This is a genomic window from Sporocytophaga myxococcoides DSM 11118 (genome assembly GCF_000426725.1).
In the GTDB taxonomy this organism is placed as follows: domain Bacteria; phylum Bacteroidota; class Bacteroidia; order Cytophagales; family Cytophagaceae; genus Sporocytophaga; species Sporocytophaga myxococcoides.
In genome coordinates, this window is sequence record NZ_KE384561.1 from 144,638 (window position 1) to 157,457 (window position 12,820).

12 protein-coding genes and 1 tRNA gene are annotated in these 12,820 nt (G+C 35.6%); 3 read left to right on the forward strand and 10 right to left on the reverse strand.

From position 1 onward, the window contains the following. Positions 1-11: 11 nt before the first annotated feature. From K350_RS0124625 to K350_RS0124650, 5 genes are all read right to left on the reverse strand, one after another. Positions 12-536, reverse strand: coding sequence for a hypothetical protein (locus K350_RS0124625; protein ID WP_028982187.1), 525 nt, complete (start codon positions 534-536; stop codon positions 12-14). Between the two features lie 446 nt (positions 537-982). Further along, positions 983-4,948 (reverse strand): PA14 domain-containing protein, encoded by a 3,966-nt coding sequence (locus tag K350_RS0124635; protein WP_162144208.1) that lies wholly within the window; start codon positions 4,946-4,948, stop codon positions 983-985. Between the two features lie 371 nt (positions 4,949-5,319). Beyond that, a complete protein-coding gene (locus K350_RS0124640; RefSeq protein WP_028982190.1) occupies positions 5,320-5,928 on the reverse strand; it encodes a bifunctional nuclease family protein in 609 nt (202 codons plus the stop codon). Positions 5,929-5,934: 6 nt separating this feature from the next. Then, on the reverse strand, positions 5,935-6,900 hold the full coding sequence (locus K350_RS0124645; protein ID WP_028982191.1) for an electron transfer flavoprotein subunit alpha/FixB family protein: 966 nt from the start codon (positions 6,898-6,900) through the stop codon (positions 5,935-5,937). Between the two features lie 40 nt (positions 6,901-6,940). Continuing rightward, positions 6,941-7,678, reverse strand: coding sequence for an electron transfer flavoprotein subunit beta/FixA family protein (locus K350_RS0124650; protein ID WP_028982192.1), 738 nt, complete (start codon positions 7,676-7,678; stop codon positions 6,941-6,943). 78 nt (positions 7,679-7,756) lie between these two features. On the opposite strand from K350_RS0124650, the gene K350_RS0124655 reads away from it, so the two are divergent. Further along, a complete protein-coding gene (locus K350_RS0124655) occupies positions 7,757-8,086 on the forward strand; it encodes a tetratricopeptide repeat protein (RefSeq protein WP_028982193.1) in 330 nt (109 codons plus the stop codon). Positions 8,087-8,294: 208 nt separating this feature from the next. Here K350_RS0124655 and K350_RS0124660 read toward each other — a convergent pair whose 3' ends face one another. Both K350_RS0124660 and K350_RS0124665 read right to left on the reverse strand, forming a co-directional pair. After that, a complete protein-coding gene (locus K350_RS0124660) occupies positions 8,295-8,750 on the reverse strand; it encodes a lipocalin family protein (RefSeq protein ID WP_028982194.1) in 456 nt (151 codons plus the stop codon). A gap of 182 nt (positions 8,751-8,932) precedes the next feature. Continuing rightward, positions 8,933-9,006, reverse strand: a tRNA-Pro gene (locus K350_RS0124665). A gap of 143 nt (positions 9,007-9,149) precedes the next feature. On the opposite strand from K350_RS0124665, the gene K350_RS0124670 reads away from it, so the two are divergent. Together K350_RS0124670 and K350_RS0124675 are read left to right on the forward strand one after the other, a co-directional pair. After that, positions 9,150-9,389 (forward strand): hypothetical protein, encoded by a 240-nt coding sequence (locus K350_RS0124670; RefSeq protein WP_156027190.1) that lies wholly within the window; start codon positions 9,150-9,152, stop codon positions 9,387-9,389. 146 nt (positions 9,390-9,535) lie between these two features. Then, entirely contained in the window at positions 9,536-9,898 is a 363-nt protein-coding gene (locus K350_RS0124675; RefSeq protein ID WP_162144209.1) for a hypothetical protein, read from the forward strand. Between the two features lie 35 nt (positions 9,899-9,933). On the opposite strand, the gene K350_RS0124680 is transcribed toward K350_RS0124675, so the two are convergent. The 3 genes from K350_RS0124680 to dnaB all read right to left on the reverse strand — a co-directional run bounded on the left by K350_RS0124680 (position 9,934) and on the right by dnaB (position 12,804). Further along, positions 9,934-10,575 carry a class I SAM-dependent methyltransferase gene (locus K350_RS0124680; RefSeq protein ID WP_028982197.1) on the reverse strand — a complete coding sequence of 214 codons (642 nt, stop codon included), beginning with the start codon at positions 10,573-10,575 and terminating at the stop codon, positions 9,934-9,936. 94 nt (positions 10,576-10,669) lie between these two features. Next, a complete protein-coding gene (locus K350_RS0124685; protein ID WP_028982198.1) occupies positions 10,670-11,209 on the reverse strand; it encodes a hypothetical protein in 540 nt (179 codons plus the stop codon). 17 nt (positions 11,210-11,226) lie between these two features. Continuing rightward, positions 11,227-12,804, reverse strand: a complete 1,578-nt coding sequence (dnaB, locus tag K350_RS0124690) for a replicative DNA helicase (RefSeq protein WP_028982199.1) — start codon at positions 12,802-12,804, stop codon at positions 11,227-11,229. Positions 12,805-12,820 lie beyond the last annotated feature (16 nt).

The window sequence follows — 12,820 nt, forward strand, 5'->3', positions numbered from 1 at the left end:
AAGATACATTATTAGGATTTTAACTCCGGGGGAACGAATGGAGCATTCATAATCATCATCTGATAATGAAAGATATAGTCAATATTAAACTTATAGTGTTTTAAAAAAAATCTATCCTCCAATTCAATATCAAAAAGCTGTATAAACTTTTTAGCACCATATTTACCATTAAAATTATGCTTTTTCTTATGCCCTGACTTTCCAAAGAAGTTATTAATATACTTTTCAACTTCTCTTTCAATCCAGGTTTCATTTGTATCCTGAAAACACAAAAACATAATACTGTCATTACTAACCTTTGATGAGACAACATCATACAGCATTCCATTATGTAAAAATTCTTTTGACTTATTCCAGTCTAAGGTAAGATCATTTTTTTCTATAGCAATGCTTACCAATGATTCAGCATTACTTTGAACTATAGCGAATGCGGCTTCTTTGGCTTCAAATCTTCTGTTTTCCCAATACAGATATCCGACTAATTCGGCAAACGAAAAAGAAAATAGAATAACGGATATGAAAAGAGCTCTCACCATTGAGTTTTGAAAAACTGTTTTAAAACAAAATCCCCTAATTACCTATTGGTTCTAATCACAGTATCCCAAAGTAAAAGATTTTATAAAATTAGAATGGTAACAAAAGTTACATTAGGATTTATACTCCTGTGGAACAAATGAAGAGTTCAAAGACATCAGCTGATAATGAAAGATATAGTCAACATTGAAAATTATAACATTTCAAAAAAAAATTATTCTCTAAGCCAATATTCAAACTGGCAGTCTAAAGTAAGGTTTTCTATTTTTCATGTGATGCTTACTAATTGGGCACCAACTCCAGCTTCAAATCTTCTATTTTTTTCAAATAATAATATCCGAGCAATTCTGAAAACGAAGAGTTCTCACCTTTGAGTTTTGAAAAACTCTTCTTAAAATAAAATCCCCTAATCACTTATTAAGTCTTATAAGTAATTAGGGGAGCATCATTATTTTTTCAGAACTTTAATTGTATTCAGCTCTTCATTCGTTTCAACCTCAACAAAATAAACTCCGGATGGAAGTTCTTCTGGGACAGAAATTGAATATTGAAATGGAGAAGAAATCACAGTAGCATCTTCAACAGTTTTACCATCATTACTTATAAGCTTTACAGATTGAATCTGGTTTTGTGATTTTACATTCAGCTTGTCAGTAAACGGACTGGGGAATACTTCAACATTTCCTTTTTTGTTTAGTTTTGCTAATGAAGTTATAATAACATCTGCATATAATGCTGAAGGAGGTATTACTGTTTTAGTTATTTTCGATGACTCATAACTCACTGTGATTATCTGACCATTGTCATATTCAAAATACTCTACAGTAAATTCGTGAACGCCTTTTTTTAATCCAATATAACCACTTTGCTCTGTGGCCACATGCAAACCATCATTATTGGCAACCATTGTATTACCGATAAAAAATCTACTCCCATCATCACTGCTTATATAGAATGTATATTCTCCATCTTCTGGAACTTCTATAAATCCAGTATATCTTATTGCATAATGATCCGCTGGTAAGCCACTTATGTTCAGATTAATTTGATTTATATGGTCTGTTTGAGATGGATTTCCTAGTGTTGTAAAATCCGGAATTACGTTTCCTCCATAGTCAGGATAAAGATTATAGTTCACTCCATTCATCACAGAGACCGGATTTTCTGGGGTTCTAAGAGGCACAATTCTATATAATGCTGATGCAGGAATTATTCTCTTTGTCAGCATAGGGCCTGAACAACTCACTTCAAGTCCAATACCACCTGTCCCCTGGAAATACTCTAAAGCAATAGCATGCTTTCCTTTTTTAAGACCTATGCTTCCCTGAACTTCAATCATACCGTGGATTCCATCATTGGTAATGACAGAGGTACTTCCTATATACAATTTTGATCCGTCATCAGAACTTAAATAAAATGTATAAATGCCATCTATAGGAATATCAATATATCCCACATATTTGACTGCTAAATTGGATGTTGCTCTTTGTGGTATGCTTATATCAAACTGATTGATACAGCCAGATTTATTTACAACGAGGGAATTAAAATCAGGCAAAGTAGTGTAAGAGCCTATATAATATTTGTAATCTAATCCATTAACTGCAAAGCCTGCTGGATTTTCAGGATCACGCAGCGAAGGCATGTAAAGAGCACTAGATGGAATGATCTGCTTTGATATTCCAGGACCACTATAACTTACTTCAAGCCCATCCCCATTATTTCTCTCAAAATATTCAAGTGACATAGCATGCTTGCCTTTTTTAAGGAGAATACTTCCTGATTGCTCAGTCATACCATGCATACCATCATTTACAACAATCAGTTGATTTCCTATGTACAGTTTTGTTCCATCATCTGAATTTGTATAGAATGTATATTCTCCATCTGCGGGTACATCAATATAACCATAGTATTTTACTGCAAAACTATCCGGAGTATGCGTAAAGGATGTATTAAAAGCTCCTATTACTCCCCCCTTCCAAAGAGGTGTTTCCTGAGAAAAATCCGGAAGCATATCATAACCTTTCTGATAATAATCAAAGTTTAGCCCACTTACTACATTAAGCGGGTTTTCAGGTTCGCGGTACACCTTTACATCTGAATAAAGATCACACTCCCATACTCCTCTTCCCCATGTTCCTGCTCTTACTTTCTTTGCTCCATATGCAATACTGATATCATTGACCTCTGTATTAGGAAGCCCTTGTCCATGATAGATCCACTGACTTAATGATGCATTTTTATAAAATACCCCAATTGGTGAACCTACATATAATCCTTCATTTGTACCTTTTTCATAGGCAATACAAATTGCATTTACATCATTAGGAAAATTGAGGGTAATATTTGTCCAGCTGTCCCCACCATTGATTGACTTGAAAACGCGTTTACCATTCCCTCCATTAGTAGTAATATAAACAGTCTTAGCATCAGTTGGACTCACGGTGATTCTTGTTATATCTCCGGCAGGACTAGCTTTTTTTGTCCAGTTAGCTCCTGTATCAAAGGTTCTATAAAAATTATTTCCGTTAGAGGTATATATTGTTTTACCATCATTGGGAGCGATTGTAATGTGTTGCAAGTTTGCTCCCCCCGTGAGGTTATTACTTATTTTAGTCCAGGAATCACCGCGATTAGTACTTCGTAGAACATCCTGATAACCTGCAACAAGATTAAGAGGATTGGTAAGATCAATTGCAAATGGTGTAGCCCAATCCCCACCAACAGCCCCGGCCTTTCTTAGAGCATCAGCCAGTGCAACGGTATTATTCCATGCATTAGTAGTTTTCACAATACCATCACCATTGATATAGGATGAATATTGAATATTTTCATTGGTTGGATCAATAATACACATGGTAGCATCACCTCCTGAAGTATTTCTCCAATTTCCATTTGCAAGTCTGGCATTTCCACCATTGTCTTGCGTGGCACCGGAGACCATTAAATTATTGGTTTGAGCTGAAGAGATACGATAGTACATCGTTATAACCAAACCATTGGAGAGGTCCGTCCATTTCTTAGTTGATTCATTAAATTTATATACACCTCCATCATTACAAAAAAATAATTCAGCAAGATTCGAAGGATTATGGGTGGCACCATGAAAATCTGCATGCACTTCCGTTCTTACCGCATCATTACCACAGCACCAGTTAGTAATTTCGGTCCAGGTATTTCCACCATCCTTGGATTGTTTCATAGTTACCGCTGCACCATACATTATATTTTTATTTAACTGGGAGACATAAAAGATATCTGCATCTGGCATTGTATTCGATTTGTAAGTAAAAGAATTACCTCTGTCATTTGAAACATACAAGTCTTTTGTAGAGCCTTCTGTCTTAAAAACAGCAGCTACAAATTCCTTGTCAGAAGCGGAAACTCCGATCCAAATTCTTGTTTTGGTTTTCCCCAAACTGGTTACCTTTGTCCATGTAGCACCACCGTCAACAGAACGGAAGATATCACTGCCATTATAATAATCATCAGATGCTGCATATATCGTATTTCCATCACCTGGGCGAAATACAACATCTCCATGTTCTCCTGTCCTGACAGCAGTCCAGGTAGCACCGCCATTGGTTGTTCTGTGAAGACCTTTATTTGTTGCTGCTAAAATTACTTGCGAATTGGAAGGGCTTATTGCCATTTTCTTTACATTAATGCCATTTGCCCTCGTGCCTGTCAGACCAGTAGCAGCCCATGTAAGACCGCCATCTATAGATTTATAAACACCCAACCCTGGAAGCCACCACTCTCCTGTTCCACCAATATTTACATAGACTATATTGGCATCTTGATTATCGACAAGCACAGTTCCACAAAATAGTTGAGGTAAACCATCACCTACCGGAGTATAGGATATGCCACCATTCGTAGTTTTCCATATACCACCACCAACAGTCGTGAGGTAGTATATACTTGGATTACCGGGAAACACAGCTACAGACCTTGCCTGTCCTAAGCCCCAGTAGCCTCCGCTATTAGTTTTCATACCAATGCTTGTCCACTGGGCGGTCGCATTCTTTGAACGCTTATGAATTTGCATCTGTTTGTATACTTCAAATGCTTTTAAAGGATCAGGAAAACTGCCATCCGGATTAACTCTATCTCTCCAAAACCATTCCCATCTTTTATATCTATGGTATTCGTTGTCTTCTTCCCTTCCTCCCACTACATTTTCGGAAGCAAATGAATCTCTGGAAAATTCATCATCTATTTCTCTGAGCTTCTTGCGTCTGAAATATCGATTAGCTCTTTTTTGTATTTTATGGAAATTAGGTTTTCGCATTTCCATATATTCAGGCATTTCTTCATTTTCCTCTTCTTTATGTTGAGAAAAACAATAATTGGAAGACAACACAACAAGGAAAAAGATAAGCAGAAGTTTTTGTAGAGTTGATTTCATATTATCTATCATGTTTAATACTACCAAATTGAATAGTGGAAAGTAAACAATTTATAATTATACAAAGATATATTAGGATATTTTACTGAGATCTAAAATTTAGATCAAAGGGGCTAAAATCGAATCAAGTTACCCACAACTTTCATTAGCTGTTTATTAAAACAAGAAGCTATAATCTAAAAAATGATTTAAAGTTAAATTGAAGGTCCTTTGTCGTAAGGGAAGTGATATTACAAAATCAAGCAGAGGACTTCCTCTAAGAAAAATTAGGATTAAAAAATAAGGCTAGTATTAAGGCCTAATATGATATGAAAATTTTAATGATATCGAACATTTAAAAATAAAAAACCGGAGGGCTTCTCCGGTTCTTGTTAATTTCTTTTATTTAACTCGTCTCGAATGCGAGCTGCTTTTTCGTAATCTTCTTTCATTAAAGCCTCGTCAAGCATAACCTTTAGTTGATCAGATGAGGTATCTTTGATTTGATCAGAAAGGTTTTTCGGTTCTGCTTTTTTGGTTTCTTCCTTCTTTTCTTTTTCAGGTTTTACACCAGCTTCTTCTTCGCTAAGATCGCTTAGCACGATACCAGCTTCCGAAAGAATATTTTCATAAGTATAGATAGGAACTTCGAATCGTAAGCCTATGGCAATAGCATCAGAAGGTCTGGCATCTATCTCAATTGATTTAATACCATCCGTACAAACTATTTTAGCAAAGAAAACCCCTTCTTTTAAATCTGAGATTACAATTTCATCAACTGTGAAATTGAATCCGAGCGCAAACGATTTAAAGAGATCATGCGTCATTGGTCTGTTGGGCACAATTTTTTCGATTTCTATGGCGATCGCTTGTGCTTCAAACATACCGATTATAATAGGTAACCGTCTGTTACCACTTTCTTCACCTAATACTAATGCAAAAGAGCCAGATTGAGACTGGCTCGAAGAGAGACCTAATATTTCTAACTTGATCTTATCCACTTTTTTTTATTTTAATGCCTTGGCAGCTTCAATTAATTTAGGCACTACCTCGAAAACATCGCCAACAATACCATAATCTGCTGCTTTAAAAAACGGCGCTTCAGGATCTTTGTTAACCACGACGATCACTTTTGAGGAATTCACACCTGCAAGATGCTGAATTGCTCCCGAGATTCCTAATGCAATATACAAATTTGGACTTACCTTTACACCTGTTTGACCAACATGTTCATGGTGAGGTCTCCAATCAAGATCAGATACTGGTTTAGAACAGCCTGTTGCCGCTCCCAAAGCTTTTGCAAGGTCTATTACCAGATTCCAGTTTTCAGGACCTTTCAAGCCTCTGCCACCGGATACAACTATATCAGCTTCAGTTAATAAAACATCACCGGTTGCCTTTTGAGTTTCCTTAATCTGTACTTTATAATCGCTATCAGATAATTGAGGATCAAAAGCCTCAACTGTAGCAGAGCCATTGCCCTCTACTGCTGAAAATGCGTTTTTCGATATGGTTATTACTTTCTTAGGTGATGTTAAATCATAGAAAGCAAATGCTTTACCTGTATAAATAGATTTTTTAACTTTAAATCCGGAAGAAAGGTCAGGAAGATCAACTACATTAGTTACAATCCCTGCTCCAAGCTTGAGCGCTAACCTCGAAGCAATAGCATCTACTACAGAAGATCTTGAAAGGATGATCGTATCAGCATTTTCCTTTTTTGCTGCTTCAGCTATGACAGAAGCATAAGGCATTGGTAAGGGCTGAGAAAGCTTATCGTTTTTACAAGATAATACCTTTGATGCACCGTATTTACCCAGAGAATTTATTTGATCATCGGAATATTTTCCAATGACTAATGCAACAGCCTGAGTATTGATTTTTTTGGCAAGCGCCGAAGCGTAACCTACAGCCTCAAGAGAAGATTTTTTTATCTCTCCACCAGCACCTTCTACAAAAACTAAAACTGACATATATAAATTTAGTTAATGATTTAAAAATTAGATTAATTAATTAAAGAACTTTCGCTTCGTTTTTTAGCAAATCAAAAAGCTTTTCAGGAGTTGATGCATCAATCATTTTGCAAGCACCTTTAGGAGCGGGCAATTCATAATTCAGCAACTTTATGTTATCAGTTATATCAGCAGGTTCAACAACTTTCAATGGTTTCGTTCTTGCAGACATAATACCTCTCATATTTGGAATTTTCCATTCTGCGATAGGCTCCTGGCAACCAGCAACCAAAGGAAGAGAGGCTTCAACAATTTCTTTTCCCCCTTCAATTTCCCTGGACATTACAGCCTTTCCACCTTCTATGTCCAGCTTCATAACTGGAGATACAGAAGGAATTCCAAGCAACTCTCCTACGATACCGTGAACAAGACCACTGTTATAATCAATAGATTCTCTGCCCATCAGTATTAAATCGTAATTTTCAGATTTAGCAACTGCAGCTATCTGACTTGCAACATAGAATGCATCTTTAGGAAATGCATTAATCCTGATGGCATCGTCTGCTCCTATTGCCAAAGCTTTTCTTATAGTAGGCTCTGTATCGGCTTCACCAACATTCAATACTGTAACAGTTCCTCCGGCAGCTTCCTTCAGCTCAATAGCTCTTGAAAGCGCATATTCATCATATGGTCCAATTATAAATTGGATACCGGAAGTATTTAATTTTGTATTGTTATCTGTGAATGAGATTTTGGAGGTGGTGTCCGGAACGTTACTGATACAAACTAATATCTTCATAAAAATATGTTTAATTCCTTCTAATAAACTATAAATTTGCGATGAAGTTACATATTTCACTAATAAAAATAAAAATTAATGAATAATTCAAGACTTGAATTACTCTTGCAATATTATAAGGAAGACCCAAACGATCCATTTACCATATATGCATTAGCGACAGAGTACCTCAAAAGTGATGTTCAAAAATCAGTGGATTATTTTTCCATTCTTCTGAATAATTATGAAGATTACACAGGCACTTATTATCATGCGGCAAACCTATTCTTTAAATTAGGACAACTTGAAAAGGCTGAAGAGGTTTATAAAAAAGGTTTGGAAATTACCCTCAAAGCAAAAGATATGAAAGCTAATCAGGAATTGAGATCTGCGTACAATCAGTTTCTGGATGAAATTTCAGAAGATTAAAAAAATAGCCGGACTAAAATGACCGGCTCACCTCAATAATATTCGTGTCGGGAGAAATTTGATTCGGTGAAAATATTGTTTTTTTTTTATTCTTTCTTTTCAAACGTAATTTCTACCAAAGTCTGATCCACATAATAAGAAAATATCAATTCAGAATCAGTAAATTTTATTAATTATAACTATAAGAATAATTTTCTGTGATTATATATTAATTACTTTGTGATTCAATCTTGTTTAATGTAAATTCTATCAAGTGCTTGTCGTCGTCATAATAAGAAACTATCAATTCCGAATCAGTTAACTTTATTAATTTGTAACTATAACTCCAATTATCTTCTGTTACATTAAGAACTTTTTTATCAGAACTAAAATTCCATGCCCCTCTATAGCTAGGAAGTTCGAGAGATTCACATTTAAGGCCTATACACAGTTCCAAAAACTCCGCATTTCTATTGAATACCCAAACATTGTCTTTCATACATGCCCAGTTAACATCATCTTCTTGACCATCCACAGTTATTTTTGAAATATCCCAATAATTATGGACTTTGCCAGCAAGAAGTTCTTCATAGGTAACTTGAGGTTGAGGTACAGAATCAGACTTATCCTTTTTGCATGAGGTGAAACTTAAAGACAATACGAGTAATACAAGGAAGTTTTTCATGTTTTTTTAATATAAAGGTTTCATTAAAGTATATATAACAATTATGATTTCTTCATTTTTGAAGCATTTCTTAACATTGAAAAATCAAGTCCTCCCAGTCCATTAAAATATTTCCAATTGGGCAGACACACCTCCCTAATTTCTATAAAAAAAGTAAACCACCTTATTCAGGTGGTTATTCGTCGGGGTGGCGGGATTTGAACCCACGACCCCTTGCACCCCATACAAGTACGCTACCAGGCTGCGCTACACCCCGAATATTCTGCAAAGATAGATAAAAATATCACCGAACAAAAGAGTAACCTGCCAACAGAAATTTCAGAGATGAACTATTTTTTTTGATTGCCGGTTTAGTCTAGTATCCAACAATTAATGATTATTCATCAAAAATTAAAAGCTATGAAAAAACTGTTTGTAATGGCGGCAGCTGCAATGATTTCTCTATCTTCTGCATCTTCACTTATGGCTGCTGACAATCACATCAGCCTTGCTGGTCCTGGAAAAGAAGTTAAGAAACTGAAAAGAGAGCGTAAAAAACTAAGAAACCAGGATGAAATGTATAGCGAACAAATAAAGCTTGAAAAGAAAAAAAGTAAGCTCGCTAAACAAGAAAAGCAATTCAAGAAAAAATATAAGTAATTTTAATGCCTGTTTAATCAGGCATTTTTTATTTTTAACCAGAATTTTAAATTTTTAAAAATCGATTGTTAGTTATGACATTTACCAGAATTATAATTTCCTCGCTTTTACTTTGCTCATTTGCCTGTTCAGGTTCAAAAAAGCTAATGTATAACTCAGTGGAATTTGGCAGTGGCGGCGGATTTACTGGTATGGAAAAAACTTATGGCTTTACTGAAGATGGTGAAATCTACTCCACAGAAGGCTTTCATGAGAGTAAGTCTCAGGAAAAAATCGGGACACTGAATAAAAATGATATTAAGAGTATTAATAAAGAGCTTAAAAAAGTAAAGGTTGAATCATTAAAATATAATAAACCTGGAAATCTTTTTCATTTTGTAGAAATTGAGAAAGATGGCAAAACATACAGATATGTATGGGGAAGCGGCAGCAAGGATGCACCTTCAGAAATAAAGGAACTCTATTCTTATCTTATGCAACAGATTTCTTCTTATACAAAGAAGGAGTAGCAATGCCTTAAATTGAAATCTTATAAAGAAACGGTTTATTTTTCGGAAATGATTAAATAGTGAGGATACCACAATGTTCTAATATATTTCGAGCTTTTGATTTTAAATCCATTAGTTTCAAGAAGGCTTTTGGCTTCAGCAGCTCCTATCTCATTTCCAATTTCCTTTGAAAGAACCAGATCATGAAGTTTATTAAACAAAACCAGAACTTTTTTTGAAGCATCAATATCTTTGAAAATAAGTTTAGCTCCTGGCTTCATCATATTATAAATCCTTTTCACAAACTCCCTCTGGTTTGCCTTTGGTACATGATGAAATACATCAATCAAAAATATATAATCATACTCCCTAATCTCTTCCGGTAAGTTTATTCCATCGAATTTACTTATAAAGAATGGCACTTTATAGGGCTTTAAAAGATCAATAGCGTTTTTGACTAACCCTTCAGCAATTTCGATTCCCCCAATTTTTGAAGGACTATTATATTCAGCTACAAGGGTCAAAAACATTCCTGATCCACATCCTATATCAAAGACTTTCTTATCTTTTTCAATTAACATTAATAATTCATCGAAAGGACAGATGTATGGCCTATAGGCAATCTTCAATGTGTCAATAAAATTCGTCCGAGGAAGATTGGCTTTAAGTTTTTGTGAAAGTTCCTTGTTTGAGTACATGATTCAGAAAATGAAAAATATTAAATTTATAATATTGGCTAAGATAACCAAATTCTAAAGTAAATTAATGAAGGCTATTGTAAGTATCGTAAATTCAAATTCCTATTAATTGATGGATATCAGGAAGAGCATATTCCTTTTTATAATTGATCATCAAACTTTCGCCACCCGAGCCTTTAATGCAAAGATAATTCATAAAGTTAAAAGCAAACATTTTTCTACCTTCAGGATCTGATTCAAATAAATTGCAGTCATAAGAGGAAAATGTATTCCAATCCAGATCTGGCAATGGATTAAAAAAACGAAGTGATTTAAAAAATGACCAAAGCGCAAAAATTAAACGATGCCTTTCTTTTTCATAAGGAATCCTGCACAAACAAGCTATATCGTCCACCCTTTCCAGCTCCACTTCTTTAATATCTCCAAATTCGTAGAATTGCTCCCGAATTAAATCAAAGTCAAAATCCTTATTTTCTCTTCCATATGCGATGAAATAAATTTCATCGCCCGGCTTGAAGAGACATTTAATAATTTTAACAAACAACTCTTTATCTTTTGGAATTTGAAGGTCCAACGGGTGAATGTAATATCCACAAATGACGGGGTTTATTTCCTGATGGGATATAAATTTCATGGACCTTGTATTATTATTTAAAAAGGAACCGAATCATCGTCATTACCACCTTCCTGGCTGTTTTGTTTTCCGAAGTCATTAATTTTACTACTGAAAGTCTTCGCTCCTCCGGCATCAAAGTTATTAGGATTGTAATTATCTTCAATAGGACTGGAACCTCCGCCACCTCCGCCTCCGAATGACGATTTTTCAAGATCGGCAAATTTGGTGTATTTCCCAATAAACTTAAGAAAAACACTATCAAGACTACCGTTTCTGTGCTTGGCGATAATTACCTCTCCCATACCTTTTAATGAATTACCCATCTCATCCTCATCAATCTTATAGTATTCAGGACGATAAAGGAATACCACCATATCAGCATCCTGCTCAATAGCTCCGGATTCCCTTAAGTCTGATAGCTGAGGCTTCTTATCTCCCCCTCTGGTTTCCACGGCCCGGCTTAGCTGAGAAAGTGCAATTACAGGTACACTTATTTCTTTTGCAAGGTTTTTCAAAGCCCTAGATATCTGCGAAATTTCCTGCTCCCTGTTTCCCGGCCCGCCTTTTCCGCCCTCAGCGGTCATAAGCTGAAGGTAGTCTATGATAACCATTTGGATATCGTTCTTTGCTTTCAACCTTCGACATTTAGTACGAAGCTCTCTGATTGAAAGACCTGGAGTATCATCTATAAATATAGGGGCAGAATCCAATTTTCTGATTTTATGATGCAACTGCTGCCACTCATATTCTTCCAGATTTCCCTTTTTAATTTTTTCGCTATCTAGCTCTGCTTCAGCAGAAATCAACCTATTAACCAACTGAACAGCAGACATCTCAAGAGAAAAAATTGCAACCCCCTTCTTAAAATCAACTGCAGCATTTCTCATTGCTGATACTACGAATGCCGTTTTACCCATACCAGGACGGGCAGCCAGGATGATAAGGTCACTTTTTTGCCAACCTGATGTAATTCTGTCAAGATCTGTAAATCCACTTGGTACTCCGGTAAGTGCATTTTCCTGATTTCTTCTTGAAACAAGCTCATCTAGGGCTTCTCTCAAAATAGCCCTCATTTCAGCATAGTTTTTCCTGATATTAGCTTCAGAAACCTGATAAAGAGCCTGTTCTGTTCTATTCAGTAATTCAAAAACGTCTGTAGTATCTTCAAAAGCTTCTCTTTGTATTTCAGAAGCTATGGAAATAAGCTCTCTTTTTATAGCCTGTTCAGAAATGATACGGGCATGGGTTTCAATATTGGCAGCAGAACTGACCCGCGTAGTTAGTTCAGTTACATAATATGCTCCACCTGCAAATTCCAGTTCCCCCTTGGTTCTAAGCTTTTGGGTAACTGTTAAAATATCAACCGGTTCAGATTCATCAAAAAGTTCCAATATACAGGCATATATTTTCTGATGTTTTTCGTGGTAAAAGCTTTCTGGCTTTAAAATATCTATTACAATGGTTAAGGCTTCCTTTTCAATCATTAACGCCCCTAAAACAGCCTGTTCGAGTTCTGATGCCTGAGGAGGCATCTTCCCTAATGACTGAATAAGACCAGTTTGTGTTAATTTACTCTTACCTGAAGGTTTTCTTACCGATTTTTCTGAATCCATATTGTCAACAAAAATA

Excerpts from the sequence above, each read along its gene's own strand:
- K350_RS0124635 (WP_162144208.1), bottom strand. The coding sequence starts at position 4,948 with ATGAAATCAACTCTACAAAAACTTCTGCTTATCTTTTTCCTTGTTGTG.
- K350_RS0124650 (WP_028982192.1), bottom strand. The coding sequence starts at position 7,678 with ATGAAGATATTAGTTTGTATCAGTAACGTTCCGGACACCACCTCCAAA.
- K350_RS0124680 (WP_028982197.1), bottom strand. The coding sequence starts at position 10,575 with ATGTACTCAAACAAGGAACTTTCACAAAAACTTAAAGCCAATCTTCCT.
- K350_RS0124685 (WP_028982198.1), bottom strand. The coding sequence starts at position 11,209 with ATGAAATTTATATCCCATCAGGAAATAAACCCCGTCATTTGTGGATAT.
- dnaB (WP_028982199.1), bottom strand. The coding sequence starts at position 12,804 with ATGGATTCAGAAAAATCGGTAAGAAAACCTTCAGGTAAGAGTAAATTA.
- K350_RS0124660 (WP_028982194.1), bottom strand. The coding sequence starts at position 8,750 with ATGAAAAACTTCCTTGTATTACTCGTATTGTCTTTAAGTTTCACCTCA.
- K350_RS0124670 (WP_156027190.1), top strand. The coding sequence starts at position 9,150 with ATGAAAAAACTGTTTGTAATGGCGGCAGCTGCAATGATTTCTCTATCT.
- K350_RS0124645 (WP_028982191.1), bottom strand. The coding sequence starts at position 6,900 with ATGTCAGTTTTAGTTTTTGTAGAAGGTGCTGGTGGAGAGATAAAAAAA.
- K350_RS0124675 (WP_162144209.1), top strand. The coding sequence starts at position 9,536 with ATGTATAACTCAGTGGAATTTGGCAGTGGCGGCGGATTTACTGGTATG.
- K350_RS0124625 (WP_028982187.1), bottom strand. The coding sequence starts at position 536 with ATGGTGAGAGCTCTTTTCATATCCGTTATTCTATTTTCTTTTTCGTTT.
- K350_RS0124655 (WP_028982193.1), top strand. The coding sequence starts at position 7,757 with ATGAATAATTCAAGACTTGAATTACTCTTGCAATATTATAAGGAAGAC.